The 25726-nt window shown below is 73.7% G+C and carries 26 protein-coding genes; 20 read left to right on the forward strand and 6 right to left on the reverse strand.

Going from position 1 to position 25726, the window contains the following annotated elements; translation table 11 throughout:
* Window positions 1–40: 40 nt before the first annotated feature.
* Both GA0070618_RS12750 and GA0070618_RS12755 read right to left on the reverse strand, forming a co-directional pair.
* Window positions 41–1285, reverse strand: a complete 1245-nt coding sequence (locus GA0070618_RS12750; RefSeq protein ID WP_088981820.1) for an APC family permease — start codon at window positions 1283–1285, stop codon at window positions 41–43.
* A 10-nt stretch (window positions 1286–1295) separates the two neighbouring features.
* Complete coding sequence (locus tag GA0070618_RS12755; RefSeq protein ID WP_414467580.1) at window positions 1296–2135, reverse strand: phosphatase PAP2 family protein; 840 nt, start codon at window positions 2133–2135, stop codon at window positions 1296–1298.
* Between the two features lie 60 nt (window positions 2136–2195).
* Between GA0070618_RS12755 and GA0070618_RS12760 the strand changes: the two genes are divergently transcribed.
* A complete protein-coding gene (locus tag GA0070618_RS12760; protein ID WP_088981822.1) occupies window positions 2196–3404 on the forward strand; it encodes a DUF4032 domain-containing protein in 1209 nt (402 codons plus the stop codon).
* A 121-nt stretch (window positions 3405–3525) separates the two neighbouring features.
* On the opposite strand, the gene nagA is transcribed toward GA0070618_RS12760, so the two are convergent.
* The 3 genes from nagA to GA0070618_RS12775 are packed head-to-tail and all read right to left on the reverse strand — an operon-like array spanning window position 3526 to window position 6511.
* Window positions 3526–4635, reverse strand: coding sequence for an N-acetylglucosamine-6-phosphate deacetylase (nagA, locus tag GA0070618_RS12765; protein WP_088981823.1), 1110 nt, complete (start codon window positions 4633–4635; stop codon window positions 3526–3528).
* Window positions 4635–5585 (reverse strand): ROK family protein, encoded by a 951-nt coding sequence (locus GA0070618_RS12770; RefSeq protein ID WP_269148486.1) that lies wholly within the window; start codon window positions 5583–5585, stop codon window positions 4635–4637. Before GA0070618_RS12770 ends, nagA begins: the two co-directional genes overlap by 1 nt.
* Window positions 5582–6511 (reverse strand): SIS domain-containing protein, encoded by a 930-nt coding sequence (locus tag GA0070618_RS12775; RefSeq protein WP_088981824.1) that lies wholly within the window; start codon window positions 6509–6511, stop codon window positions 5582–5584. The genes GA0070618_RS12770 and GA0070618_RS12775 overlap by 4 nt, the downstream gene beginning before the upstream one ends.
* 195 nt (window positions 6512–6706) lie before the next feature.
* On the opposite strand from GA0070618_RS12775, the gene GA0070618_RS12780 reads away from it, so the two are divergent.
* The 18 genes from GA0070618_RS12780 (at window position 6707) to GA0070618_RS12865 (ending at window position 19781) form a co-directional block, all read left to right on the forward strand.
* The gene (locus GA0070618_RS12780; protein WP_088981825.1) at window positions 6707–7492 is read left to right on the forward strand and encodes a DeoR/GlpR family DNA-binding transcription regulator; all 786 of its coding nucleotides are present in this window, start codon (window positions 6707–6709) and stop codon (window positions 7490–7492) included.
* A gap of 113 nt (window positions 7493–7605) precedes the next feature.
* Window positions 7606–8844, forward strand: coding sequence for a hypothetical protein (locus GA0070618_RS12785; RefSeq protein WP_088981826.1), 1239 nt, complete (start codon window positions 7606–7608; stop codon window positions 8842–8844).
* Between the two features lie 150 nt (window positions 8845–8994).
* Complete coding sequence (locus tag GA0070618_RS12790; protein ID WP_088981827.1) at window positions 8995–9990, forward strand: ABC transporter ATP-binding protein; 996 nt, start codon at window positions 8995–8997, stop codon at window positions 9988–9990.
* Window positions 9987–11003 (forward strand): ABC transporter permease subunit, encoded by a 1017-nt coding sequence (locus GA0070618_RS12795; RefSeq protein ID WP_088981828.1) that lies wholly within the window; start codon window positions 9987–9989, stop codon window positions 11001–11003. The genes GA0070618_RS12790 and GA0070618_RS12795 overlap by 4 nt, the downstream gene beginning before the upstream one ends.
* A 251-nt stretch (window positions 11004–11254) precedes the next feature.
* Window positions 11255–11803: a DUF3263 domain-containing protein gene (locus tag GA0070618_RS12800; RefSeq protein WP_088981829.1), complete on the forward strand. Its 549-nt coding sequence runs from the start codon at window positions 11255–11257 to the stop codon at window positions 11801–11803.
* Between the two features lie 251 nt (window positions 11804–12054).
* Entirely contained in the window at window positions 12055–12504 is a 450-nt protein-coding gene (locus GA0070618_RS12805; protein ID WP_088981830.1) for a hypothetical protein, read from the forward strand.
* Window positions 12505–12573: 69 nt separating this feature from the next.
* Window positions 12574–13425 carry a hypothetical protein gene (locus GA0070618_RS12810; RefSeq protein WP_088981831.1) on the forward strand — a complete coding sequence of 284 codons (852 nt, stop codon included), beginning with the start codon at window positions 12574–12576 and terminating at the stop codon, window positions 13423–13425.
* A gap of 105 nt (window positions 13426–13530) precedes the next feature.
* Window positions 13531–14040, forward strand: a complete 510-nt coding sequence (locus GA0070618_RS12815; RefSeq protein ID WP_088981832.1) for a GNAT family N-acetyltransferase — start codon at window positions 13531–13533, stop codon at window positions 14038–14040.
* A gap of 265 nt (window positions 14041–14305) precedes the next feature.
* Window positions 14306–14740, forward strand: coding sequence for a hypothetical protein (locus tag GA0070618_RS12820; RefSeq protein ID WP_088981833.1), 435 nt, complete (start codon window positions 14306–14308; stop codon window positions 14738–14740).
* 2 nt (window positions 14741–14742) lie between these two features.
* Window positions 14743–15990 carry an SRPBCC family protein gene (locus tag GA0070618_RS12825; RefSeq protein WP_088985486.1) on the forward strand — a complete coding sequence of 416 codons (1248 nt, stop codon included), beginning with the start codon at window positions 14743–14745 and terminating at the stop codon, window positions 15988–15990.
* Complete coding sequence (gene gvpJ, locus GA0070618_RS35640) at window positions 15987–16448, forward strand: gas vesicle protein GvpJ (RefSeq protein WP_088981834.1); 462 nt, start codon at window positions 15987–15989, stop codon at window positions 16446–16448. Before GA0070618_RS12825 ends, gvpJ begins: the two co-directional genes overlap by 4 nt.
* A 1-nt stretch (window position 16449) precedes the next feature.
* Window positions 16450–17205 carry a GvpL/GvpF family gas vesicle protein gene (locus GA0070618_RS12835; protein ID WP_088985487.1) on the forward strand — a complete coding sequence of 252 codons (756 nt, stop codon included), beginning with the start codon at window positions 16450–16452 and terminating at the stop codon, window positions 17203–17205.
* A gap of 3 nt (window positions 17206–17208) precedes the next feature.
* Complete coding sequence (locus tag GA0070618_RS12840) at window positions 17209–17475, forward strand: gas vesicle protein GvpG (protein ID WP_088981835.1); 267 nt, start codon at window positions 17209–17211, stop codon at window positions 17473–17475.
* Between the two features lie 6 nt (window positions 17476–17481).
* Entirely contained in the window at window positions 17482–17889 is a 408-nt protein-coding gene (locus GA0070618_RS12845; RefSeq protein WP_088981836.1) for a gas vesicle protein GvpO, read from the forward strand.
* A gap of 1 nt (window position 17890) precedes the next feature.
* A complete protein-coding gene (locus GA0070618_RS35645) occupies window positions 17891–18256 on the forward strand; it encodes a gas vesicle protein (protein ID WP_231931720.1) in 366 nt (121 codons plus the stop codon).
* Window positions 18246–19178, forward strand: coding sequence for a GvpL/GvpF family gas vesicle protein (locus GA0070618_RS12855; RefSeq protein ID WP_088981837.1), 933 nt, complete (start codon window positions 18246–18248; stop codon window positions 19176–19178). Before GA0070618_RS35645 ends, GA0070618_RS12855 begins: the two co-directional genes overlap by 11 nt.
* Before the next feature lies 1 nt (window position 19179).
* Window positions 19180–19395: a gas vesicle protein gene (locus GA0070618_RS12860; RefSeq protein ID WP_088981838.1), complete on the forward strand. Its 216-nt coding sequence runs from the start codon at window positions 19180–19182 to the stop codon at window positions 19393–19395.
* The gene (locus tag GA0070618_RS12865) at window positions 19392–19781 is read left to right on the forward strand and encodes a gas vesicle protein K (RefSeq protein WP_088981839.1); all 390 of its coding nucleotides are present in this window, start codon (window positions 19392–19394) and stop codon (window positions 19779–19781) included. The genes GA0070618_RS12860 and GA0070618_RS12865 overlap by 4 nt, the downstream gene beginning before the upstream one ends.
* 81 nt (window positions 19782–19862) lie before the next feature.
* On the opposite strand, the gene GA0070618_RS12870 is transcribed toward GA0070618_RS12865, so the two are convergent.
* Window positions 19863–22145 (reverse strand): AAA family ATPase, encoded by a 2283-nt coding sequence (locus tag GA0070618_RS12870; protein WP_088981840.1) that lies wholly within the window; start codon window positions 22143–22145, stop codon window positions 19863–19865.
* Between the two features lie 595 nt (window positions 22146–22740).
* Between GA0070618_RS12870 and GA0070618_RS12875 the strand changes: the two genes are divergently transcribed.
* A complete protein-coding gene (locus tag GA0070618_RS12875) occupies window positions 22741–25617 on the forward strand; it encodes an alpha/beta fold hydrolase (protein ID WP_088981841.1) in 2877 nt (958 codons plus the stop codon).
* The last annotated feature ends 109 nt before the right edge of the window (window positions 25618–25726 follow it).

The following is a 25726-nucleotide window of genomic DNA, read 5'->3' on the forward strand; positions in this document are numbered from 1 at the left end:
GGGCCCGCTTCGCCTGAACGGCGTCGACCAAGGAAGTCGATCAACCGGATCGCTGAGCGGCGAGGTGGTGGCGGAGGACGTACCAGAGGGTGCCGAGGGCGAGGACGCCGAAACCGGCGAGCACGCTGGGCAACGGCAGGTTGACCGCGAGCAGCAGGCATCCGGCCAGCCCCGCCACCGCCAGTGCCCGGACCGGCAGCTTCCGCCCCGGCTCGGGTGCCAGCGTCAGCGCGGAGGCGTTCGTGATCGCGTAGTAGACCAGCACCGTGCAACTGGAGAAGCCGATCGCCCCGCGTACGTCGAAGAGCAGCACCACCAGGATCACCACGGCGGCGACGGCCAGTTCGGCGCGGTGCGGCACCCGGTGGCGGGGGTGCACGGCAGAGAGGGCGGCCGGCAGGTCGCGGCGACGGGCCATCGCCAGCGTCGTCCGCCCCACCCCGGCGACCAGGGAGAGCAGCACCCCGGTCACCGCGACGGTCGCCCCGGCGCGGACCACCCAGGCCAGGTCGGGCAGTCCGGCGGCGGTCACCACGTCGACCAGGGGCGCGGCGGAGGTGGCCAGCTCGTCACCGAGCACGCCGACGGTCACCACCGCCAGGGCCAGGTAGATCGCCAGCACGATGCCGAGGGCCAGTGGCACCGCCCGGGGGATGGTGCGCTCCGGGTCGCGTACCTCCTCGCCGAGAGTGGCGATCCGGGCGTACCCGGCGAAGGCGAAGAAGAGCAGCCCGGCGGCGGTGAGCACGCCCCGGGCGTGACCGTCGAGGCCACCGATCCGGTCCGGGGAGACCGCGCCCGCCCCGGTCAGCGCGACCAGGGCCAGCACCGCCAGCACCAGGCCGACCAGGATCTTCGTCGCGTTCGCGGTCTTGCCGATGCCGCGCAGGTTCACCCCGGTCACCGCCACGATCGCGGCGACGGCGACGAGCCGCGCCTGCCCCGGCCAGAGGTACGCCCCGATGGTCAGCGCCATCGCCGCGCAGCTCGCCGTCTTGCCGACCACGAACCCCCAGCCGGCGAGGAAACCGGCGTACCGGCTGAGCCGCTCCCGCCCGTACACGTAGGTGCCGCCGGACTCGGGGTACCGCGCGGCGAGGCGGGCCGAACTGGTCGCGTTGCAGAACGCCACGAACCCGGCCAGGGCCACTGCGAGCAGCAGGCCCACGCCGCCGGCCACCGCGGCGGCCGGCGCGAAGACCACGAAGACGCCCGCGCCGAGCATCGACCCCAGACCGATCACCACGGCATCGGTCAGACCCAACCGTCGCGCCAGCCGCTCCATGACCGTGACCCTAGGGGTACGAGATGAACGGGCGGTTCCAGTTCCGCAGACGCCCCGGCAGCGGTACGTCGTCCCAGGGCACCCGGTGCAGGATCCGGTCCAGCAGCAGCCCGAGCAGCAACCCGGCCACCGAGTCGGTCAGCCAGTGCCAGCCCAGGTAGGTCGTGGTGAACATGACCACGACCGGCGGGACCACCCGGACCACGGTGACCAGCCGGGGCGAGATGCTCCGGCCGTAGCTGCGCAGCAGCGGGGCGAGCAGCAGCGCCAGTACGCCGTACCAGAGGATCGCGTTGGCCACGTGCCCCGACGGGTACGACTGGGCGAACTTGAGCGGCAGCTCGTCCTGGAAGAGGGGGAGCGTCTGCTCGGGTGGGAGGTATGGCTCCTTGACGCTGGCGCTCGGGGCGGGGCGTGCCGTCCACACCTTCAGCGGGCCGATGGTGACGTACGTCAGCGCGAAGGCCACCACGCTGGGCAGGAGCGGACGCAGCGAGTGGAGCCGGACCGCCAGCAGCAGCCCCATCCCCGCCGTGAGCAGGGTGAGCGGCATGCCCTGCCCGAGGTAGTTGAAGACCACCGCGATGCCGTGGGCGACCGGGGGCCGGTGCGCGTCGGCCCAGTCGGCGACCGCCCGGTCGATGCCGAAGAGACGGCGGTCGGCGAGCGCCACGGTGACCGCCACCAGCCCGGCCAGCAGCAGCGCGTCGAACCACCAGCCGGCGGGGCGCACCGGCCGCAGCCACGTGTTCCGTCGTACCGTGTTCGGCTCCCGCACGCCGATCACGCTACCGGCCGCCCCCGCTGCCGGTCGGGGGGCACCGGGACCAACGGCGCGGTGGGACATCAATGGCTGTGTGCCCAGCCACGAAGGGAGGCGCGGTGCGGGTGGAGACGGCATGCTTGTCCCGTGCGGATCACTTCGGCTCTCGTCGACCCGGCGTTGCTCGACCTGCCCTGGTCGACCCCGCTGGAGGAGTGGCCTGCCGAACATCTGGTGGCTCTCCCTCAGGGCATCTCCCGCCACATCGTCCGGTTCGTGCGGATGGGCGGCTACGTCTACGCGGTCAAGGAAACCGGCGAGCGGGTCGCCGAGCGCGAGTACGACCTGCTCCGGGCGCTGGAACGGATCGACTTCCCCGCCGTGGAGGCGGTGGCGATCGTCGCCGACCGACACGCCCCGGACGGGCAGCCCCTGGATCCGGTGCTGATCACCCGGCACCTCCAGTTCTCCCTGCCGTACCGGGCGCTCTTCTCGCACACGCTGCGTCCGGAGACGCTGGAACGGCTCCTCGACGCGCTCGCCGCGCTGATCGTCCGGATGCACCTGACCGGCTTCTTCTGGGGCGACTGCTCGCTGTCGAACACCCTGTTCCGCCGGGACGCGGGCGCGTTCGCCGCCTACCTGGTGGACGCCGAGACCGGGGTCCTGCGCAACTCCCTCTCCAACGGTCAGCGGGGCGAGGACCTGGAGATCGCCCGGGTGAACATCTTCGGTGAGGCGCTGGACCTCCAGGCCGCCGGCCTGCTGCACGAGTCGATCGACCCGGAGATGGTCTGCGAGGAGGTCGTGCAGCGGTACGAGCGGCTCTGGCACGAGGTCACCTACGAGCAGCAGGTCGAGCGGGACGCCCGGCACGACATCGAGCGGCGGATCCGGCGTCTCAACGACATGGGCTTCGACGTCGCCGAGGTGTCGCTCGCCACGATCGACGGTGGGCGTTACCTGATCCGCCCGAAGGTCGTCGACGTCGGCTACCACACCCGACGCCTGCTCCGGCTGACCGGCCTGGACGCCGAGGAGAACCAGGCCCGCAAGCTCCTCAACGACCTCGACGCGTACCGGGCGGAGAGCGACCTGACCGACGAGCAGCAGGCCGCCCACCGCTGGTTGACCGAGGTGTTCGAGCCGGTGGTCCGGGCGGTCCCCGCCCACCTGCGACGCAAGCTGGAGCCGCAGGAGCTGTTCACCCAGATCATCGAGCACAAGTGGCTGCTCTCCGAGCGGGCCGGCCGTGACGTCGGCATGGGGCCGGCGGTGCAGTCGTTCCTCAACGACGTGCTGGTGCACCGCCCCGACGAGCAGGCCGTGCTCGGCGTCGACGTCGCCGACGTCTGACCTCCGAGCCCACCACCCGTGCAGCCGTCCGTGCGGACGGGGCAACCTCACGGTGCCTGGGTGGTAGCAGGGGTCCCCTCCTCATCAAAATGCGGTAACAGGGGACCCCTGCTACCACCGTTCAGTCCAGCCACTCACCGCCGCGCATCACCCGGAGCACGGTGAGGTCGTCGTCGAGGACGACGAGGTCGGCGCGGAGACCGGCCTGCAACGCGCCGAGGCGGTCGCCCAGGCCGAGCGCACGGGCCGGGGTGGTGGCGACCATCCGGCAGACGTCGGACATGGCGATCCCGGCGGCCACCGCCTGCCGCAGCGCGGCGTCCATGGTGAGGGTGCTCCCGGCGATCGCGCCGTCCCGGGTGAGTCGGGCCACCCCGTCGGCCACGGTGACCGACTGGCCGCCCAGCTCGTACTCGCCGTCGGCCATGCCGGCGGCGGCCATCGCGTCGGTGATCAGGGCGGTCCGTTCGGGGCTGGCGACGGAGGTGGCGAAGGTGAGCATCCCGTCGTGCAGGTGCACGCCGTCGGCGACCAGCTCACAGACCACGTTCGGCGCGGAGAGCAGGGCCACCGCCGGTCCGGGCTCGCGGTGGTGCACCGGGCGCATGCCGTTGAACAGGTGGGTGGCGACGCTGGCTCCGGCGGCGATCGCCGCCCGGGTCTGGTCGTAGCTGGCGTCGGTGTGCCCGATCGCCGCGACCACCCGCTCCCCGGTGAGCAGCTTGACGGCGTCCAGCGCCCCGTCACGTTCCGGAGCCAGGGTGACCATCCGGACCGCGCCCTCGCCGAGACGGATCAACTCGGTCAGTTCCTCGGCGGACGGGTCGCGGAGGAACTCCGGGTTCTGGGCCCCGCACCGAACCGTCGACAGGTACGGCCCCTCGAAGTGGATGCCGGCGAGCACCCCCTCCCGCACCAGCGGGGCGAACGCCGTGGTGGCCTCCCGCATCAGCGCGAACGGGGAACTGACCAGGCTGGCCAGCAGGGTGGTGGTGCCGTGCCGCAGGTGGAACGCGGCGGCCCCCCGGGCGGCCTCCGGGTCGCCGGTGGTGAAGGTGTGCCCCCCGCCGCCGTGGGTGTGCATGTCGACGAAGCCGGGGACGATCCAGTGGCCGTCGCGCGCCGTCGGGTACTCCGCGACCGCCCGGATCCGGCCGTCACCGATCTCCACACACCCCTGACGGATCACGCCGGTCGGGGTCACCACCTTGCCGGTCACCCGTTGGGTCATCAGGGCTCCAGAGAGTCGAGGGCGAGCAGGGCCGCACCGAGACAGCCGGCCTCGTCGCCGAGTGTGGCGGCGACCAGACGCGGCTCCCGGTGGAAGGTCATCCGTTCCCGCAGTGCGGTACGGAGCGGGTCGAACAGGTGTCGTCCGGCCCGCACCAGGCCGCCGCCGAGCACCATGGTCTGCACGTCGAAGAGAGCCTGACCGGTGGCGAGCCCGTCGGCGAGCGCCGCGACGGCGCTGCTCCACACCTCCCGGGCCAGTTCCTCACCGGCCACGGCCCGCTCGACCACGTCGACGGCGGTGCTCCCCGGCAGGCCCGACAACTCGGCGTACCGGCGGCCGATCGCGGCGGCCGACGCCACCGCCTCCAGGCAGCCGACGCGTCCGCAGCCGCAGCGTGGGCCGTGCGGGCGTACCAGGATGTGGCCGATCTCCCCGGCGGCGCCGTGCGCGCCGACGGCGGCCGACCCGTCGACCACGTGGGCGGCGGCGATGCCGGTGCCGACCGCGACGAAGAGCACGTGCCGGGTGTCGCGACCGGCCCCGAGCCGGGCCTCGGCCAGGCCCCCGGCGCGCACGTCGTGGCCGAGCGCCGTGGGCAGGCCGAGCCGTTCGGTCGCCAGCTTCCGCAGGGGTACGTCCCGGAAGCCCAGGTTCGCCGACCAGACCGCGACCCCGGCGGCCTCGTCGATGACGCCGGGGACGGCGACGCCGAGCGCCCGGGGGGTGAGCCCGTCGGCGCGGGCCCGGTCGGCGAGCGTGCCGGCGACGTCCAGGATGGTGTCCACGACCGCGTCGGGGCCGCGGTCGGCGCCGGTCGGGTGCCGTTCCGCATGGACGACCGTGCCGTCCGGGCGGACCAGGGCGCACTTCATCCCTGTTCCGCCGACGTCCAGGGCGACGACCACCGGATCGCCGACCCGGCCGGCGACGGGCGGGCCAGCGGTCACGCGAGCACCACGGAGCGGGACAGGTGCCGGGGCGCGTCGGGGTCGAGGCCCCGGCAGGTGGCGAGCGCGACCGCGAAGCGCTGCGCCAGGATCAGGTCGGCCATCGGGTCCACCGGGTTGCGCCCGGCGGCCCACCGTCCGAGCACGGTGCGGCAGCCGTTGGTACGGCTGTGCACGAAGGCCGCACCGGTGGCCGCGACGTCCTCGGCGAGCCCGTCCGGGATCTCGCCGAAGGCCCAGACCAGCCGGCCGGGGGCGGCGATCGAGATCGGCCCGTGCCGGTAGTCCATCGCCGGGTACGCCTCGGCCCAGAAGGTGGCCGCCTCCCGGCACTTCAGCGCGGCCTCCTGGGCCAGGCCGACGGTCCAGCCCCGGCCGAGGAAGGTGGCCTGCTCCACCCGGGCCGGGTCGAGCGGCAACGGCGCGCGGACGGCAACCTCGGCGTCGGCGGCCAGCGCGGGCACGTTGTCGCCGAGGTGGGCGCGGAGCAGGGCCAGGGCGGTGGTGGCGAAGCGGGTCTGCACCACCGACCGCTCGTCGGCGAAGGGCAGGGTGACCACGGCGTCGGCCAGGCGCGTCGCGGGGGAGCCCGGGTCGCCGACGATCACCGTGGTCGGCAGCTGACCGCGGAGCGCGGCGAGCAGGTCGGTGACCTCGGTGGTGGTGCCGGAGCGGGTGATCGCGATGAGCCGGTCGTAGCGGCGGCCGACCGGGAACTCGGAGGCCTGGAAGGCGTCGGTCTCGCCCAGCCCGACAGCCTCGCGGCGGGCCGCGTACGCGCTGCTCATGAACCAGGAGGTGCCACAGCCGACGACGGCCACCCGCTCGCCGGGGCGGGGTAGCCGGTCGGTGACGGTCGGGGCGAGGTCCGCTGCCTCGCGCCAGCAGTCCGGCTGGCTGGCGATCTCCGCGTCCACGTACGCCATGAGAACTCCTCGTAGGGGAGGCTGTGCGCATTACGGCTCGTTAGGGGCATGTTTCGAGCGCCATTCTGCGTGAAGTTGGGGGGTCGTGGCAACCGCTTGCGCGTTCGAGCAAGGCATTGCTTTGCGCGCCCGCGTTTCGCGCACTACTGTGCACGCAATCAATCACGTTCCATGCAGTCAGGGGAGGCTCCCGCAGTGGACCGGTACGCCCGATGGAACGCCCTGCTGGAGATGCTGACCGACGACGGTCGGGTCAGCGTCGAGGAGGCCGCCGAGCGGCTGGACGTCTCCCAGGCCACCATCCGTCGGGATTTCGACCAGCTCGCCCAACAGCAGATGATCACGCGTACCCGGGGTGGTGCGGTCGCCAACGGGGTCTCGTACGACCTTCCCCTGCGCTACAAGACCGCCAAGCACTCGGCCGAGAAGCAGCGGATCGGGGCCGCCGCCGCCGCGCTGGTCTCGCCCGGCACCGTGGTCGGCCTCAACGGCGGCACCACCAGCACGGAGGTCGCCCGGGCCCTCGCCGTCCGACCCGACCTGAACACCAGCGCCGAGGGCGCCCAGCTCACCGTGGTCACCAACGCCCTGAACATCGCCAACGAGCTGCTGGTCCGGTCCCGGATGAAGATCGTGGTGGCCGGCGGGGTGGTGCGGCCGAAGTCGTTCGAGCTGGTCGGACCGCTGGGCGGCGCGCTGCTGCGTGAGGTCACCCTGGACGTCGCACTGCTCGGGGTGGACGCGATCGACCCGCACCTCGGGGCCGCCGCCCACCACGAGGGCGAGGCGGCGATGAACAACCTGATGGTGGCCCGGGCCCGTCGGGTGGTGATCATCGCGGACTCGTCCAAGCTCGGCGGTCACGCCTTCGCCCGGATCTGCCCGGTGGACCGGGTGGAGACCCTGGTCACCGACTCGGGGGCCGCGCCCTCCGTGGTCGAGGCGTTCCGGGCCGCCGGGGTCACCGTCATCTGCGCCTGAGCGGCAGGCTGAGTCGGAAAGCCGACAATCGCGAACGGCCACCGTCCGTGCGCGGACTGGAAGGGTGTCGACGTGGCTCCCGGCCACGACCACCTTTCCCTGGAGGTCATCGCATGTCAAAACTGAAGATCGGGCTCACCGCGATCTTCTTCACCATCGGTGGTGTGCTCGCCGCCCCCGCCGGGCTCGCCGCCCCGGCGTCCACGGCCGACACGGCACCTCCGGTGCTCAAGGGCATCACGGTCACGCCGGACCGGGTCTCCGTCTCCGGCGTCGACCTGGTGCCGGTCACCGTCTCCGTCCGCCTCACCGACGAGTCCGGCGTCATGCACTCCGTCGACATGGACGGCGTTCAACTGCCCTACGTCGTCCTCACGCGGGTGCCCGGCGGACCGGCGGCCACCCAGGGCGCGGAACTCGCGCTCACCTCCGGCACCGCACAGGACGGCGTGTGGAGCGCGACGATCCAGGTTCCGTCGACCTGGGACGGCCGGTGGGAGCTCAGTCGGGTGGTCGCGGTGGACGAGGGATCGCAGCGCCTCGACGTCGACCCGCGGAACCTTCCGCTGGCGGCGACCCTCGACGTGACGGGGACCCACCGTCCGGCAGTGACCATGGAGTTCGTGCCCGACCCGCTGGTCGGCGACGGCCGGTTGACGGTCCGTGGCCGGTTCTTCTACGAGGACACCGGGAAGGGCATCCCTGACCAGCCGATCTTCTTCGGTGAGGACAATCTCTGCGTGGAGCATCCCGGGGTGCCGAACGGCAGAACCGCCGCCGACGGCAGCTTCTCCAAGGTGTATCCGCAGGGCGAGGGCTTCCTGCGCTGCGTCGGCATCCTGCGTCCGTCCAACATCGCGGTGTCGACCGCCTTCATCGTCGTCGCGTCCCGTCACCCGCGGGTCAAGCCCACCGTCACCGCCAAGGTCGACCGGACCAGCGTCCCGCCGGGTACGAAGGTCACCTTCACCGGCACGGTCGAACCCTCCAGCGCAAGTAGTCTCGAACTCCAGGAGCAGGTCGACGGAACGTGGCGCACCGTGGTCGACGGGACGGTCGGGGACGGCGGTCGCTACACCCTGCCGGTGACGCCGAAGGGTGCCGGCGGCCACCGGTACCGGGTGATCGTGCCGAACTCCGACCCGGAGCTGGTCGGCGCGTCGCAAGCCGTCGTCGTCCAGGTGACCGGAGGGGGATCCGGCGGTGGGGACGGCTCCGACACCCTGCCGATCACCGGTCTCCCACCGGTGCTGCCGATGGCCGGGGGCGCGTTGGCGCTGATCTTTGCCGGGGTCGGCCTCACGTTGGCCGGCCGGCGACGCCGCGTCGCGACGGTGTCCGCCGAACACTGACCGTTCGACCGCCCGCCCACCGGGCGCCGGGGCGGTGGTGAACGCCGTCGTCGCGCGGATACCGGACGCGACGACGGCGTTTCCGCCCCCACTATTGCGGATAACACAGTATTGTCTCTCCCGTCATAAACCCGAGCGGGGGAGGTCAACGTGCCCGCCGTGCTGGAGATAGAAGGTCTACGCAAGACGTACAAGAGTCGGAGGCGCGGCGAACGGCACGCGCTCGACGGCTTCGACATGCGGGTCGACGCCGGGCAGGTGCACGGCTTCCTCGGCCCGAACGGATCCGGCAAGACCACCACCCTGCGTACCCTGCTCGGTCTGATCCGGGCGAACGCCGGCCAGATGGCGCTGTTGGGCCGTGAAGTCCCGGCCGCGTTGCCCGAGGTGGCCGGACAGGTCGGCGCGATCGTGGAGAGCCCGCAGTTCTTCCCGCACTTCTCCGCGCGGGACACCCTTTCGCTGCTCGCCGGGGCCGGGAACGTCGCGCCGCGCCGGGTCGACGAGGTGCTGGAACTGGTCGGGCTCCGCGACCGGGCCGGCGAGCGGGTCAAGACGTACTCGCTCGGCATGAAGCAGCGCCTCGCGGTCGCCTCGGCGCTGCTCAAGGACCCGAAGCTGCTGATCCTCGACGAGCCGGCCAACGGCCTCGACCCGGGCGGCATCCGGGAGATGCGCACCCTCATGCGGGATCTGGCCGCCTCCGGGATGACCGTGGTGCTCTCCAGCCACATCCTCGGCGAGATCCAGCTCATCTGCGACTCGGTCACCATCATCTCGCTGGGCCGTCGGGTCGCCTTCGGACCGGTCGAGGAGGTCCTCGCCCGCTACTCCGGCGGCGCGGTACGGGTCCGGTTGGAGGCGGCCACCGACCTGCCACTCGCCGCCGAGACGCTGCGCCGGTCCGGCGTGCAGGTCACCGGGTACGACGACCACCTGATGCTGGCCGGTGTGGACAAGCCGGCCACGGTGACCCGGCTGCTCGCCGAACACGGTCTCTACGTCAGCGAACTGGCCCCGGTCACCGCCGACCTGGAGAGCGTCTTCCTGGAACTGACCGCCACCGCGCCGGTTCCCGGCCAGCACCGTCAGGTCGACGAGTCCCGCAAGGTCGGCGGCCACACCCAGGGAGGGCAGAGCGCATGAGCCTGTACGTCACCGAACTGCGTCGCCTCGGCAAGCGCCGCTTCACCCGGTACATGACCCTGATCGGCCTGCTGGTGCTCCTCGCCGTGGCGGTCGGCACGTTCCTCACCAACCAGAAGATCGGCCCGGAGCAGCGGGCCGCCGCCGAACGGGCGGCCCAGGCACAGTACGAGAGGCAGGTCCGCTTCATGGAGCAGGACCGGGCCGAGTGCGAACGGCTCCAGGCAGCCGGCGAGCCGACCGGCGACCGCTACCCAGACGACTGCTCGGCTATCACCCCGCCAGCCCGGGAGGACTTCGAGGCCCGCTGGTTCCTCCCGTCGACCTTCGACTTCCGGGAGAGCTTCGGGGCGACGCTGATCCCGTACGCGGCGATCCTGGCGCTGGTCGCCTTCGTGGTCGGCGCCTCCTTCGTCGGCGCCGAATGGAGCACCGGCGGCATGATGAACCTGCTGCTGTGGCGGCCGAAGCGGCTCAACGTCCTGCTGACCAAGCTGGCGGCGCTGCTCACCGGCGTGGTCGCGGTGACCGTGCTCGGGCTGCTCGCGTGGACGGCCGCCTTCTGGGCGGTTGGCTCCTTCCGGGGCAGCACCGCCAGGATGACCTCGGGCGTCTGGCAGTCCTTCGCCCTCACCGGCCTGCGCGGGTTCGCGTTGGTGGTGGTCGCGGCGGTGGTCGGGTTCGCGCTGGCCTCGCTGGGCCGGCACACCGCGTTCGCCCTCGGTGGGGTGCTTGCCGTCGCCGTCGTCGGGCAGTTCGGCCTCGGCGTGGTGCTCGCCCTGGCCGACGTGAAGTTCCCCGAGGCCTGGCTGATCCCCACCTACGGCCTGGCCTGGATGGGGAAGGAGATCAAGCTGCAGAACTACGACGCCTGCAACTTCTCGGTGTCCGGGGGCTGCGAGCCTGACGTCCTCACCATCACCTGGCAGCACTCGTCGGTGCTACTCCTCACCGGGCTGGTGCTCGCCCTCGGCGCGGCCCTCTGGTCGATGCGCCGTCGCGACATCGCCTGAGCCCGCCGCTCGGGTGCCAGGCCGCGACATCGCCTGAGCCCGCCGCTCGGGTGCCAGGCCGCGACATCGCCTGAGCCCGCCGCTCGGGTGCCTGCAGGGGTCCCCTGTTCATCATTTCCGGTGAGCAGGGGACCCCTGCACCCGACCTGGGCGGCGGCACGTCGGACGTGCGATGCGGGGCTGGCCCAACCTGGTTACCCTGGGGTTCCCCGGTTGGCGCCGCCCGGCCGGCCGCCTGCCCGAGGAGCGCCATGCAGCCGTCCGCCGACGCGTTCCCCGGCCGTGCCGACCGCACGGAACAAGCGTCGTCCGCGCGCGGGGTGCCTCCGCCCCGGTCCGCCCCGGAGGTGGAGTCCGCCCCGTCCGCCCCGGAGAGCGCGTCCGAGGTGCCGGCGGCGCAACCCGCTCCCGCCGACGCGGAACACGGCACCGCGCAGCCCGCAGTCCGCGACCCGGCGGTCGGCATCGCGCAGGTCGCCTCCGACCCGGCGGCCGGGGAAGCACCGGCACCGCTTTCCGACGACCAGGCCGTGCCGCCGGCGCGGGATGCCGGTGGCACGGCACCCGCGGACGGTCTGACCGAGCGCGAACGGGGGATCCTCGCCTTCGAGCGGCACTGGTGGCGGCACGCCGGTGCCAAGGAGCAGGCCATCCGGGACACCTTCGGTCTCTCCGCCACCCGGTACTACCAACTTCTCAACGCGCTGCTGGACAATCCGGCGGCCCTCGCCGCCGACCCGTTGCTGGTCGGCCGGCTGCGTCGGCTGCGCTCGTCCCGGGCCCGCAACCGCCGCCGCTGACCTGGCGGTGGCCGTGGCGGGTGGAGTCGCCGCCGGCAGCCGGTGACGGCCAGGACGGCCGGGTGCCGTCGCACCCTGGGCAGGTCCGACAACGCCACCGTCGACGGTCGGGGTGCCGTCGCACTCGGACAGGTCCGAAAGCGCCGTCGAGCGCCGGGGTGTCGTGGGATCCGGGGCATGTCCGCGGGCGGGGCGGGTAGGCGGGTGCTGGTCCCGTCCGCGCGGGGTCCGGGGCGACGAGGGGAGCACGTATGGCCGCCGGCTGGTACGCCCAGCGTCCTGCGCCGCTGCTGACCGCCGCGCTGGCCGGGGCGATCGCGGGCTGGCTGGCCCGGTCCCGGTTGGGGAATCGGAGCGCGGGTGCGCCGCCCATGGCGCAGTCGACCGCCCGGCAGCCAACCGAGGCTCAGCCGACCGCGACTCAGCCGACCGCCCGACAGCCGACCGCACCCGAGCCGACCGGGCCGGAGCCGACCGTGGCGCAGCCGACCGGGCCGGAGCCGACTGCGCCGGCCGGGGGGCGATCGGCCCCGACCGGGCCGACGCGGGGGCCGTCCCCGCTGCCGGAACCCATGCCCTTTCCCGAGGGGGTGGCGGTCGACGCGCCGTACACCGGGGAGGAGTCCTACACCGGGCGACCCCGGTACGCGCCGGCGGCGCAGCCGTGGCGAACCGACGTCCCCGGCGGAATGCCACCCTGACGGACACCGACGCCCCCGACGGCATGCCACGATGACGGACCGGTCCGGCCACCGACGGGAGGACGATCGATGATGCAGGTCAGCTCCGCTTCCACGGCGGCGCCCGGCCGGCTGGAGAACGAGGACTCGGTCTTCCGCCTCGGGCCGCTGGTGGGAGTGCTCGACGGCGCGACCGTGCCGGAGGGCTTCGCCACCGGTTGCGTCCACGGCCCGGCCTGGTACGTCCGGCACCTCGCCGCCCGGATCGGGCTCGCCGAGGCGACCCGTCCGGCCGCCACCCTGATGAGCAATCTGGCGGCGGCGATCCTGGCGGTCCGGGCGGACCACGGTGGCGCGTGCGACCTGGACCACCCCGGTACCCCGTCGGCCACGGTCTGCCTGCTGCGCGACGGCGGGGATCGGGCCGACTACCTGGTGCTCTGCGACAGCCCGCTGGTGCTGGACACCGGGGGCCGGGTGGCGGTGGTCTCCGACGACCGGCTGGATGCCGCCCTGGCCGACCTGCGCGCGGTCGCCCACACCGTGCCGGCCCGTGCCGCCGACGACCCGGCCACCCGGTTCCGTCGGGCGGTCGCCGTGCAGCGGGAGCGGATGAACCGTACGCACGGCTACTGGGTGGCCGCCAGTGACCCGGAGGCGGCGTACCACGCGGTGACCGGTTCGGTGCCGCTGCGCGGGCCGAACGCGCTGCGCCGGGCGGTGCTGCTCAGCGACGGGGCGTCCTGTGCGGTCGAGCAGTTTGGCCTGTTCGGCTGGGACGGTCTGCTGGACCTGGTCACCACCGAGGGACCGGGGGCGTTGCTCGACCGGGTCCGGGCTGCCGAGCGGGAACACCCGGACCGGTTGCGGCGGACCAAGCGTTCCGACGACGCGTCGGTCGTCCTGTGCGAGTTCCCGGAGCCGGCCGACCCCGGAGCGTGACCAGGAACACTCACCCCCGCCGACCGGCTGGTACCGGCCGGCCGGACCGGTGGTGCCCGGCGGAAGGGTGGACGCCGGTCGGGTGGGGCCGGCAGACTGCGGCACGTGGCAGGTGCGGTCCGGCTGGAGCCGGTGGACGAGCGGAACCTGGAGCCGCTGCTCTCGGTGGCCGCCGCCGAGGCGGAGCCGAGTGACGTGATGCCGCCGGTGGAGGCGCCGGCCGGCTGGTCGGCGGCTCGTCGGGAGGCGTTCCGCGAGTTCCACCGTGCCCACTTCGGCGGCTTCGACGGCCCGACCGGCACCGTCATGTTCGCGATCCTGCTCGGCGGCGAGGTCGTCGGCATGATCAGGATGGCCCGCCGCGCCGAGCCCGGCACCGTGGAGACCGGGATGTGGCTGGGGCGTTCGGCCCGTGGCCAGGGAGTCGGTGCGGCGGCCCTGCGGGAGTTGCTCAACGTCGCCGCCGCACACGGCATGCGCACCGTGGCCGCCGAGACGACCGTCGACAACACCGGGGCGCTGGGCGTGCTCGCCCGGTGCGGCGCAAAATTGCGCTCCGACGGCGGGACCATACACGCGGAAATCTGTCTTGATTCCGCCCCGCCCATGCCGTAATTCGTTTTCTTCGCCTCTTTGTAAAGCGTCGTGAACTATCTGTTCGCGGCTGCTCGTCTGTCCGGTTCGCCCTGCTCATCGGCGTGGCGTTGCTGTTCTGGCCTGCACTTTCCGAGGTTTTGTGGGCAGGGGTCAGGGTACTGCCGACCAGTCCGTTGAAATGGGACTGCCCGAGTGGACGCCGTTGTCGTGTTCAGCCCCCGGTAATTGTCATGACCTCGCGTATCGGGCTTTCGCACCACACCGGGGAGGTAAGGAGTGCACCATGAAGAGCGGGACACGAATCGGGCTCGCCGTCGGTCTCGGCTACGTCCTCGGCCGGCGTCGCCGGCTGCGTACCGCGCTGACCCTGGCCGCCGCCGTGGCGGTCGGACGGATGAGCCGGGACCCGGCCGGACTACGCAAGCTCGGTGACCTGGTGCAGGCGTCGCCTCAGCTGAGCAACCTGAGCCGCCTCGGGGGACCGCTGGTCGGGGCTGGCCGGGCGGCGGCGACCGCCGCCGTCGGCAGTGGCATCGACGCGGTCAGCGGCAAGCTCCGGGGCCGGGCCGACGCGCTGCGCGGGAAGGCCACCGGCGGTGGCGACGGGGACGGGGACGGTGCGGACCGGTCGGATCGCGGTGACGGTGACGGTGGTGGGCAGCGCGACCGTCGTGGGCGGCGTGACTCCGGCGACAGCGCCGGGCAGCGGGGGTGGTGACCGTGTCGGTCCCCTCGAACCCGAGCCTGAACCTGCGCGGCAGGCTGCGCGACCAGTTGCTGCGTGACGCGCGGGACCTGGTCGGGGCGATCGGCGAGCGCGCCGTGGCCGTGGTGACCGAGCGGATCACCGGCGCGACCGGCCGGCTCAGCGAGTACGCGAAACAGGGAGGCGGGCCGGGCCTGGTCGCGGCGGCGACGGGCGCGCAGAGACTCGCCGAGGGCAAGTCGCCGGTCCGGGCGATGGTCGGTGCCGGTCTGGCCGGCGGTAAGGAGAAGTTGATGGCGGCCATCGGTGCCCGGGGTGGCAAGAGCAAGGGCGGGAAGAAGAAGCTCAAGGTCACCAACATCGTCGAGACGATCGAGGTGGGCGTGCCGCTGCGGGTCGCCTACAACCAGTGGACACAGTTCGCGGACTTCCCGAGCTTCATGAAGAAGGTCGAGAACGTCGACCAGGAGGCCGACGAGAAGTTGACCTGGAAGGCGCAGGTTCTCTGGTCGCACCGGACCTGGGAGTCGACCGTCGTCCAGCAGGTGCCGGACTCGCACATCCACTGGCGCTCGAAGGGCGAGAAGGGTTCGGTCGACGGGACGGTCAGCTTCCACGCGGTGGCACCGGACCTCACCCGGATCCTGGTCGTGCTCGAGTACCACCCGCAGGGCCTCTTCGAGCGCACCGGCAACCTCTGGCGTGCCCAGGGACGCCGGGTGCGCCTCGAACTGAAGCACTTCGTCCGGCACGTGATGACCCAGACCGTTCTGGATCCGGACCAGGTCGAGGGCTGGCGTGGCGAGATCCGCGACTCGCGGGTGGTCCGGGACCACGAGACCGCGCTGCGCGAGGAGCGGGAGCGTGCCGAAGCCGAATCGCAGGAGCGGGAGCCCGAGGAGCCGGAGGAGGGCGAGGAGCCGGAGGAGGCCCCTCGGAGGCAGGGCCGTCCCGCCGGTCGTGCCCGCCGCCCGGCGCCGCGCCGTCGCCCCGCGGAGGAAGAGTACGAGGACGAGTACGACGAGTACGACGAGGAGCCGGAGGACGAGGAGCCGGAGGAGGAGGAACCGCCGCGCCGCCGGCGTCCGGAGCGGGCCGGCCGTCCGCAGCCCCGCGAGGAGGAACGTTCCCGCGAGGAAAGACGCCCTCGCGAGGAGGGACGATCTCGCGAGGAGGGACGTCCTCGTCCGGCTGCCCGGCGCACCCCGGAGGGGCCCCGCCGGCCCGTGGTCCGGCGTCGGCGTGAGGACCGGGACGAATGAGCGCCGTACCGGGCGGAGGTGCCGCGCTGGACCGGGGCACCACGTCGAGCCTGGCGGACGTCGTCGAGATGGTCCTCGACAAGGGCGTGGTGATCGACGCCCAGGTGGTCGTCGGGGTGATCGGCATCCCGCTGCTGGAGATCAACGCGCGGGTGGTGGTGGCGAGCGTCGAGACGTACCTGCGCTTCGCCGAGGCGGTCGACCGGCTGGACATCACACCACGTGGCAAGTCGGGCCTCGGCGGGGCGGTGGAGAACGTCACCGACGCGGCCAAGGGGATCACGTCCGGGGTCGGCGAGACCGTCCGGGGCCTCGGCGGTGCGGCCGGGGCACTCGGCGGTGCGACCGGGGACGAGGACGAGGACGACTACGACGACCGGGACGATGCCGGTGCCGACCGGGACCGGGAGCGCTCCTCCGGTCGTGGCCGGGCGGCCCGGCGGAACGGGGGACGCTGAGATGGCCGGACCGAGCGGCATGTTCGTCTACGGCATCGTCCCGGCGGACGTGGAGCCGACCGAGGACGCGGTCGGGGTGGGCGATCCGCCGGGCGAGGTGACCGCAGTGGTCCACGGTGAGCTGGCCGCCCTGGTCAGCGAGGTGGACCTGGAGCAGCCGGTGGGCCGGCCGGTGGACCTGACCGCGTACCAGGAACTGCTGGACGGGACGGCGGCGGTGGCCCCGGTCGTGCCGGTGCGGTTCGGCACGGTGGTCACCGGCACCGACGCGGTGCACGACCTGCTGGACGCCCACCGGGACCGGTTCCGGGCCGCCCTCGACGAGCTCGACGGACGGACGCAGTACACCGTGCGCGGCCGGTTCCACGAGTCGGAGCTGATGGGTGCGCTGCTCGCCGAGAACCCGGGCGCGGCGGACCTCGCCGAGCAGGTGCGCGGACAGCCGGAGGCGGCCAGCCGGGAACAGCGCATCCGGCTCGGGGAGATCATCAGCCAGGCGGTGGAACTGCGCCGGGAGGCGGAGACCCGGGAACTGGTCGACGTGCTCGGCCCGGTGGCGGTGACCAGCACGGTCCGTCCGCCCGGGCACGAGATGGACGCGATGCACGTGTCGTTCCTGGTCGACGTCGACCGGGCGGACGAGTTCGCGGTGGTGGCGGAGGAGTTCGCGGGCCAACGCCGGGAGCTGGTCCGGATGCGGCTGCTCGGTCCACTCGCCCCGTACGACTTCGTCGACGCCCACCATCTGGCGGGGTGAGCGGTGGAGATCCTGTGGTCGTTGCTGACCCTCCCGTACGCGCCGGTGCGCGGGCTGACCGCGGTGCTCAAGGTGGTGGCCCGGGAAGCGGAGTCCCGGCGGCAGAACCCGGTCCACATCCGCCGTGAGCTGGAGGAGATCGACGCTGCCGCGGCGGCGGGCGAGCTGACCGAGGAGGAGCGGAACCGGTTGCAGCAGCAGGTGCTGAACCGGCTCGTCAGCCCGGCCGTGCCGAGCGGCGGGCCGGACCGGCCGACGCGAGGGAGGTGAGCGAGGGTGCGGACGCAGCGAAGCCGAGCAGGTTCCCGGTCCACGGGTCAGGACCGGCGCGAGCCGGCCGACGACCGGTACGCGGAGGACGACGACCGGTACACCGACGACGACTACTCCGACGAGGAGTCGTACGACGAGGAAGAGGAGGTCGAGCCGATCCCGGCCGGCGAGGCGGCCCGGGAGGGGCTGCGGCAGGTCAGCCGGCTCACCGGCCGGGACCCGTCCGGGGTGACCTCGGTGCAGCCCAACGGGACCGGCTGGCGGGTCGGTGTGGAACTGGTGGAGGACCACCGCATCCCGGCGTCGACCGACCTGCTCGGCCTCTACGAGGTCGACCTGGACGCCGACGGCGAGGTGCTCTCCTTCCGGCGGGTCCGCCGATACCAGCGTGGCAAGGGCGAGGTGGGCTGAGATGACCATGGGACAGGTCCCCTCGGTGGTGCAGAACTCCGGGCAGGTGCTCCCGGCCGGGCACGACCCGGCGAACCTGGGCGACATCCTCGAACGGGTGCTCGACCGGGGCATCGTCATCGCCGGTGACATCCGGGTCAGCCTGCTCGACATCGAGCTGTTGACGTTGAAGCTGCGCCTGGTGATCGCCTCGGTCGACACGGCCCGACAGATCGGCATCGACTGGTGGGAGCACGATCCGTGGCTCAGCTCCCGGGCCCGTCCGCCGGTCGAGCCGGGACCGCGCGACCCGGAGGAGGTCGAGGCCGAGCGGCGACCACGGATCGCCGCGCGTAGCGAACGTCTGGAGGAGCGGGATGAGGCCTGATCCGGTCGTCCCGACCACACCCGCCGGCACCGGCACCTGGCTGCACGGCATCGTCCCGGCGTCCGTCGCCGGGGCGCTGGCTCCGGTCACCGGACTCGCGGACACCCCGGTGCGGGTGGTCCGCGGGTCCGGCCTGGCCGCCGTGTTCAGCGCCGTCCCGCTCGACGAGTACGGCGAGCAGCCGCTGCGCCGCAACCTGGAGAACCTGGGGTGGCTGGAGCGCACCGCCCGGGCGCACCACCGGGTGGTGGACGTGCTGGCGCGCACCGGCCCGGTGGTGCCGGCCCGGCTGGCCACCGTGCACACCGACGAGCGCCGGCTGGCCGTGCTGCTGCACGACCGTCGGGCCGACCTGACCGCCACCCTGGCCCGGCTCGCCGGCCACCAGGAGTGGGGCGTCAAGGGGTACGTGCTGCCCGGCGGTCCGCCCCCCGCCGACGGTGGCGCGACCCCACCGAGGACAGCCGTCGGTGGCGCGGGAAAGCCGGCGGTCGACGCCGGTGGTGCGGGGACGCCGACGGTGGACCCTGGGGGCGCGGCAGCCCCGGCGGTCGACGCCGGTGGGCCGGGGACGCCGACGGCCAGCGGCACCGGAGCGGGAGCCGCCTACCTGCGGCGGCGTCGGGCCCAGCTACGGGCCCGGGAGACCGGCCAGCAGGCCGCGGCGCACAGCGCGGCGGCGGTGCACACGGAACTGGCCGGCTACGCGGCGCAGGCCCGCCGGCACACGCCGCAGGACAGCCGGCTCTCCGGCGAGCCCCACCCGATGGCGCTCAACGGCGCGTACCTGGTGCCGGTCGAAGGGCTCGCCGGGTTCCGTGCGGTCGTCGCGGCACTCGCCACGCGTCACCCGGCGCTTCGGCTGGAGCTGACTGGCCCGTGGCCGCCGTACTCCTTCATCGTCGAGCAGCCGGGGAGCTGACATGGCGACCACCTCGCTGGTGCCGAGCAGTGCCGACGATCCGCTGGCCTACCAGACGATCGCCCTGGTGGACCTGCTCGACCGGGTCCTCGCGACCGGGGTGGTGGTCAGCGGGGACATCACCATCTCCATCGCCGACGTCGACCTGGTGTACGTCTCGCTGCGCGCACTGATCTCCTCGGTCGGCGCGCTCACCCCGCCCGGTGGCCCCGGATGACCGCCCCCGGGGACCCCGGGTCGGCCCCACCGGACGAGGCCGCCGCGCTGGCTGCCGCGCTCGGCGAGCCGCAGTGGCGGGCACCCCGGGTGACGCCGTTGGACCGGCGGCTGGCGGTGGACCGGGACTCGGTGGAGAAGGGCCTGGCCAGCCTGGTGCTGACCGTCATCGAGCTGCTGCGTCAGCTGATGGAACGGCAGGCGCTGCGCCGGGTCGAGCTGGGTGACCTGACCGACGAGCAGGTCGAGCGGATCGGGGTGACCCTGATGGCGCTGGAGGAGCAGATGGTCGGGCTGCGCGAGCACTTCGGCCTGGCCCCCGAGGACCTGAACCTGGACCTCGGACCGCTCGGCCCGCTGCTGCCCACCGACGGGTCACCCCGCTGACCACCTGCGGCCCGGTCTCGAACCGACCGGGTCGGCGACCGGGGGCCGCCGACCCGCCCGCACGTCACACGTACCGACCGGTCAGCCCTGGCGCTCGGCGGCGTACGCGGCGAGCCAGGCGACCTGCGCCGGGTCCAGGGAGGGCCGGACCCGGGCCCGAGCCCGCTCGACGTGCGCGGCGGTGACCGTGGAGGCGGTGAGCGACTCCCGCATCGCGGCGAGCGCCGCCTCCCGGACCAGGGCGGCGCAGTCCGCCGCCGAGAAGCCGTCCAGCGACTCGGCCAGCCCGGCGAGGTCCACCTCGTCGGCCAGGGGGACGTTCCGGGAGGAGGCCTTGAGGATCTCCACCCGGGCTTCGGCGTCCGGCGGTGGGACGTAGACCAGCCGCTCCAGCCGTCCGGGCCGGAGCAGGGCCGGGTCGACCAGGTCGGGGCGGTTCGTCGCGCCGACCACGACCACGTTGCGCAGCGCCTCCACCCCGTCCAGCTCGGTCAGCAGCGCGGCGACCACCCGGTCGGTGGTGCCCCCGTCGGTGGCCTGCCCCCGTACGGGCGCGAGCGCGTCCACCTCGTCCAGGAAGATCAGCGTGGGGGCGGCCTCGCGGGCCCGGCGGAACAGCTCCCGGACGGCACGCTCGCTCTCGCCGACCCACTTGGAGAGCAGCTCCGCGCCCTTCACCGAGAGCACGTTCGCCCGCCCCGAGCCGGCCAGCGCGGTGACCAGGTACGTCTTGCCGCACCCGGGCGGCCCGTAGAGCAGCACCCCGCGCGGCGGTTGCACACCGAGCCGGGCGAAGGTGTCCGGGTAGGTCAGTGGCCAGAGCACCGACTCGGTCAGCGTCTCCTTCACCTCGACCAGGTCGCCGACGTCCTCCAACGTGACGTTGGCCAGCTCCAGCGTGGCGGAGGCCATCGAGGTCGGGCGGACCACCTCCAGCGCGGCGGTGAAGTCGGCCATCGCCACGGTCGGCGTCTCCGTCGACTTCTGCCGCAGCGCCGCCCGTACCCCGGCCTCGCGGACCAGCGCGGCGAGGTCGGCGGCGACGAAGCCGGGCGTCCGGCCGGCGACCTCGTCCAGCCGCACGTCCCCGGCGAGGGGAACCCGCCGGGTCAGCACGGTCAGCTGTTCCCGGCGCAGCGCCGCGTCCGGCAGCGGCACGGTGATCGGCAGGGAGAGCAGGTCGGGGGTGCGCAGCGCCGGGTCGACCGCCTCCGGCCGGCTGGTCGTGCCCACCACCGCCGCCCCGGCCCGTACGGTCTCCGCGACGACCTGCCGGAAGACGGTGGCCAGCGGTCCGGGCTGGTCCGCCGGGGCGAGCGCCTCGACGTCGGTGACCAGGAGCACCGCCGGCCCGTCGGCGCGGGCGGCGGCGGCTGCGGCGCGCAGCCGCTCGGCGGCGGCCTGGTTGGTCAGCGCCGCCAGCTCCGGTGCCCAGACCGGGTGGACCCGGGCCCGTACGGCGGCGGCGACCGCGCGGACCAGCGCCGACTTCCCGGAACCGGCCGGTCCGCTCAGCAGCACGCCGAGGGACACCGTGGTGTTCAGCTTGCCGAGCACCTCCTGGTGGTGGAACCCCAGGTCGAGCAGCTCGGTCAGCTCCTCGGCCTGGGTCCGCAGGCCGGGCAGCTCGTCGACGTCCGGCGCCTGTGCCGGGTCCGCCTCCCCGGAGGTCGCGACCGCGTCGTCGTCGTGGCGCTGCGCGTTCGACGGACGTAAGCCGGAGAGCCGGGTCGTGGGGGAGCCGGGGGCGGCGGCGCGGGAACCGGCCGGCGTGGGGTTGCCGTGGGTGACGTGGCCGTGCTCCCAGCCGACGACGGTGTCCATGGTGACCAGCGATCCGGGCCCCGGCTCGACGGTGACCACGGTGAGCAGGGCACTGGTCCAGGCGTATCCGACGGTGTTGGCGAGGCTGCGCCGGGCGGCCTCGACCAGCGGGCGGACCGGGGCGTCGGGGCTGACGTCCTGGGGTAGCAGCGAGACGTCGTCCCCGGCGGTGACCACCTTGCCCAGCAGGGCGAGCCGGAGCATCTCCGGTGAGACGGCGGCGACGATCTCCAGCGGGCCGCGCAACGTCACCCGGCCGGCTGCGGTGAGCGGCATGGGGCTGAGCGTGACCTGTCCACCGTCCCGGACGCCCAGGTTGCCGAGGACGAGGTCGTCGGCGTGGAGCAGCCCGGTGCCGGCACCCGGTTCGGCCTTCGCCGCGATGCCGGCGGTCTGCCGCCGACCGGTCATCCGGACTGGGTCGCCGGGGCGCAGGGCCAGCGCGGTGAGCACCTCCGGGTGTAGCCGGACGACGCCCCGGCGGGCGTCGAGCGCCGCCGGTCGCAGGCTGGCGATCAGGGTGAGTTCGGGTTCGGCCACCCGCCCGAGGGTAGCCGGCACCGCCCAGGTCGGCCCGGATCGGCCACATCCGGCGCGGCCGTCGGCGCATCCGGATGGTCGTCGGTTCACGGGGTGCCGGCGTCCGGCGCGGCCGTCGGGTCACGGGGTGCCCGGCGGGGCGGCCGTCGGTTCACGGGGCGCCGGCGTCCGGGGCGGCTGACGGGCACGGGGTCGCCGGGTCGGTGGCGGTGCGGACCACCGACCCGGCGACCGGTCCGAGGAGGCGCGGCGGGTGGGGTCGGGCACACGCCCGATCCGGTCCGGTGCACCGGAGCGGAAATCTACCCGCAAGGCTGGATTCGCTCCCGCCCCCGACCGGGCCGCGCCGCCCGGATCCGGGCCCGATTGGCGCACGGTGACGGCGTGATGACCTTCAGTGAGAAACGCGCGGTGGCATGGCGGTGTCTCACCGTATTCCGAGGGAAGGATCCGAATTCACGTGATACGAATTCAGAACGCCGGATTTCGTGGATAGTTGCGCGGTCGACTATTCGGACTCGCCGATCGGCCGACCCGGACGGCCGTACGGAGGATCTCAGCCAACGCTCAGGATCGACGCCGTACCGTGATCCCCATGCCAACCCTGACGGTCGCGCGGCTCCGGCGTGCCCTCCCCACCGGTCGCCGGCTCGTCGCCGCCTCGGTGGCGATCGCGCTGGTCGCCGCCGCCGTCGGCTGGGCGGTGTGGCCGGAGCGTCCCGCCTACACGACCGAGTCCGCGCTGCTGACCGTCCGCTCCGGGCCGTCCGGTGCCGAACCGGTCGACCTGGACACCACCTTCTACCTGCCCGAAGGGGCCTCGGCCGGGAGCCGGGTGCCGGCGGTGCTGCTGGCACACGGTTTCGGCGGTACGAAGGAGACGGTCCGCGCCGACGCCGAGGAGATCGCCGCCCGGGGCTACGCGGTGCTGACCTGGACCGCGCGTGGCTTCGGCCGCAGCGGCGGCCAGATCCACCTGAACAGCCCCGACCACGAGGTACGCGACGCGCAGCGGCTGCTGGACTGGCTGGCCGCCCGACCGCAGGTGCGCACCGACGCCGCCGGTGACCCCAGGGTCGGCGTGGTCGGCGGTTCGTACGGCGGCGGGCTGGCGCTGCTCCTCGCCGCCCATGACCGGCGGGTCGACGCGATCGTGCCGATGATCACCTGGAACGACCTGCCCCGGGCGTTCCTGCCGGAGAGCACCGGTCGCCCGGCGACCGAGGGGGTCTTCAAGAAGGGCTGGGCCGGGATCTTCTTCGGCGGTGCGGGCGCCGCTCCGGCCGGCCTGACCGGCCCTCCCGGCGTCGACGGGGACGAGGAGGAGAGCGGGAACGACGGTGCCCGCGAGGGTGGCCAGCCCGGCGAGCCGACCGGGAACACCCCGGGCGGGCCGGCGGTGTCCGGCTCCCCGCCGGCCGGCGCGGACCCCGCCTGCGGCCGGTTCGCCGCCGACGTCTGCGCCGCGTACCTGCGTATCGCCGCGACCGGCCGGGGCGACCAGGCCGCCGTCGACCTGCTCCGCCGGTCCAGCCCGGCGACCGTGCTGGACCGGATCGAGTCCCCGACCCTGCTGGTGCAGGGCACCGCGGACAGCCTCTTCCCGATCGCCGAGGCGGACGCCAACGCGCGCGGCATCGCCGTCAACGGCACGCCGGTCCGGGTCGCCTGGTTCACCGGTGGGCACGACGGCGGCGACGGCCCGGAGACCGACTCGGACCGGGTGAAGTTCCTGACCGTGCAGTGGCTCGACCACTACGTCGCGGGCACCGGGGACGCGCCGGGCGACGACTTCACCTGGTCACGGATCGCCGGCTTCGACGCGCTCGACCGGGGCCTGGTGGCCACCGGCTACCGCACCACCGACTACCCGGGCGTCGGCGGCGACGACCGCCGGGAGGTCGCCGTGACCGGCCCGGCGCAGCCGATCGCCAACCCGCCCGGCGGCAACCCGGCGGCGATCTCGTCGCTGCCGCTCGCCGGGTCGTTCTCGTCGCTGCTCGACGGGGTCGCCGGTGACCTGCCCGGCCAGCACGCCCGCTTCGAGTCCGCGCCGCTGGGCGGGGCGGTCGACGTGGTCGGCGCGCCCACGGTGAGCATCCGGGCCGCCTCGCCGACCGGGGAGGCCGTCCTCTTCGTCAAGCTCTACGACGTCGCCCCGGACGGCACCGCCACCCTGCCCAGCGGCCTGGTCGCCCCGGTCCGGCTGAGCGGGCTGCCGGCCACGATCGAGCAGGCCCGGCCGGTCACCGTCACCCTGCCGGCGATCGTCCGGCGGATCGAGGCCGGTCACCGGCTGCGGGTCGTCGTCGCCACCAGCGACCAGGCGTACGCCACGCCGGCCGAACCGACCGTCTACACCGTCGCCGTCGGGGACGCGCCGGTCGTGCTGCCCACCGTGAGCGGCGAGCCGATCCCCACCACGGCCACCGTCTGGCGCTGGGTGCTCGCCGGGCTGCTCGCCACCATCGCGGTCGCGCTCGTCGTGCTCGTCGCCGTGCTGCGCCGTCGGCACCGCCGCCAGGACAGCTCCGTCCACCCGGCGTACGCGGGCACGCCGCTGGCCGTCCGGCAGCTCCGCAAGGAGTACGCCGACGGCTTCGTCGCCGTGTCGAACGTCGACTTCGAGGTGCACCCCGGCCAGGTGGTCGGCCTGCTCGGGCCGAACGGCGCGGGCAAGACCACCACCCTGCGGGTGCTGATGGGGCTGACCCAGCCCACCGCCGGGGAGATCTACGTCTTCGGGCACCGGCTGGTGCCCGGCTCGCCGGTGCTCTCCCGGATCGGCGCGCTGGTCGAGGGACCGGGCTTCCTGCCGCACCTGAGCGGCCTGGAGAACCTGAAGGCGTACTGGCGGGCCACCGGACGGCCGGAGTCGGAGGCGCACTTCGCCGAGGCACTGGAGATCGCCGGCCTCGGCGCGTCGGTGCACCGCCGGACCAACAACTACAGCCACGGCATGCGGCAGCGGCTCGCCATCGCCCAGGCCATGCTCGGCCTGCCCGAGCTGCTGGTGCTCGACGAGCCGACCGACGGGCTGGACCCGCCGCAGATCGCCGAGATGCGCCGGGTGCTCCAGCGGTACGCCACCGACGGTCGCGCGGTGCTGGTCTCCAGCCACCTCCTCGCCGAGGTGGAGCAGACCTGCACCCACGCGGTGGTGGTCAACAAGGGACGGATCGTCGCCTCCGGCCCGGTCGAGGAGATCGTCGGCGAGTCGCCGAGCGTGCTGTTCGAGGTCAGCGACCCGGACACCGCGCGGGAGGTGCTCGACCGGCTCGACGGCGTACGGGTGCTGCCGGACACCGAGGGGCAGCTCGTCGTGGACACCAACGGCACCGCCCGCAGCGAGGTGGTCGCCGAACTGGTGCGGGCCGGGATCGGGGTGGACCGGGTGGTGCCCCGACGTCGCCTGGAGGACGCCTTCCTCGCCCTGGTCGGCGAGAACTCCCGGGGAAGCGGGGACCGGTGATGGCGTCCCGGGAGAGCGGGCGGCCGGTGTCGGGGGTCCAGGAAAACGGGAGACCGGCGGCGGGGCCCGGGGGAAGCGGGGAACCGGCGGTGCAGGCGCGGGGGAGCGG

The organism is Micromonospora echinospora (assembly GCF_900091495.1).
GTDB lineage: Bacteria > Actinomycetota > Actinomycetes > Mycobacteriales > Micromonosporaceae > Micromonospora > Micromonospora echinospora.

Bases quoted from the DNA above. Each gene is read 5' to 3' on its own strand.
- GA0070618_RS12810 (WP_088981831.1), top strand. From the start codon at position 12,574: ATGATGCAGGTCAGCTCCGCTTCCACGGCGGCGCCCGGCCGGCTGGAG.
- GA0070618_RS12795 (WP_088981828.1), top strand. From the start codon at position 9,987: ATGAGCCTGTACGTCACCGAACTGCGTCGCCTCGGCAAGCGCCGCTTC.
- GA0070618_RS35645 (WP_231931720.1), top strand. From the start codon at position 17,891: ATGACCATGGGACAGGTCCCCTCGGTGGTGCAGAACTCCGGGCAGGTG.
- GA0070618_RS12800 (WP_088981829.1), top strand. From the start codon at position 11,255: ATGCAGCCGTCCGCCGACGCGTTCCCCGGCCGTGCCGACCGCACGGAA.
- GA0070618_RS12750 (WP_088981820.1), bottom strand. From the start codon at position 1,285: ATGGAGCGGCTGGCGCGACGGTTGGGTCTGACCGATGCCGTGGTGATC.
- GA0070618_RS12820 (WP_088981833.1), top strand. From the start codon at position 14,306: ATGAAGAGCGGGACACGAATCGGGCTCGCCGTCGGTCTCGGCTACGTC.
- GA0070618_RS12865 (WP_088981839.1), top strand. From the start codon at position 19,392: ATGACCGCCCCCGGGGACCCCGGGTCGGCCCCACCGGACGAGGCCGCC.
- nagA (WP_088981823.1), bottom strand. From the start codon at position 4,635: ATGACCCAACGGGTGACCGGCAAGGTGGTGACCCCGACCGGCGTGATC.
- GA0070618_RS12805 (WP_088981830.1), top strand. From the start codon at position 12,055: ATGGCCGCCGGCTGGTACGCCCAGCGTCCTGCGCCGCTGCTGACCGCC.
- GA0070618_RS12775 (WP_088981824.1), bottom strand. From the start codon at position 6,511: ATGGCGTACGTGGACGCGGAGATCGCCAGCCAGCCGGACTGCTGGCGC.
- GA0070618_RS12875 (WP_088981841.1), top strand. From the start codon at position 22,741: ATGCCAACCCTGACGGTCGCGCGGCTCCGGCGTGCCCTCCCCACCGGT.
- GA0070618_RS12860 (WP_088981838.1), top strand. From the start codon at position 19,180: ATGGCGACCACCTCGCTGGTGCCGAGCAGTGCCGACGATCCGCTGGCC.
- gvpJ (WP_088981834.1), top strand. From the start codon at position 15,987: ATGAGCGCCGTACCGGGCGGAGGTGCCGCGCTGGACCGGGGCACCACG.
- GA0070618_RS12855 (WP_088981837.1), top strand. From the start codon at position 18,246: ATGAGGCCTGATCCGGTCGTCCCGACCACACCCGCCGGCACCGGCACC.
- GA0070618_RS12835 (WP_088985487.1), top strand. From the start codon at position 16,450: ATGGCCGGACCGAGCGGCATGTTCGTCTACGGCATCGTCCCGGCGGAC.
- GA0070618_RS12785 (WP_088981826.1), top strand. From the start codon at position 7,606: ATGTCAAAACTGAAGATCGGGCTCACCGCGATCTTCTTCACCATCGGT.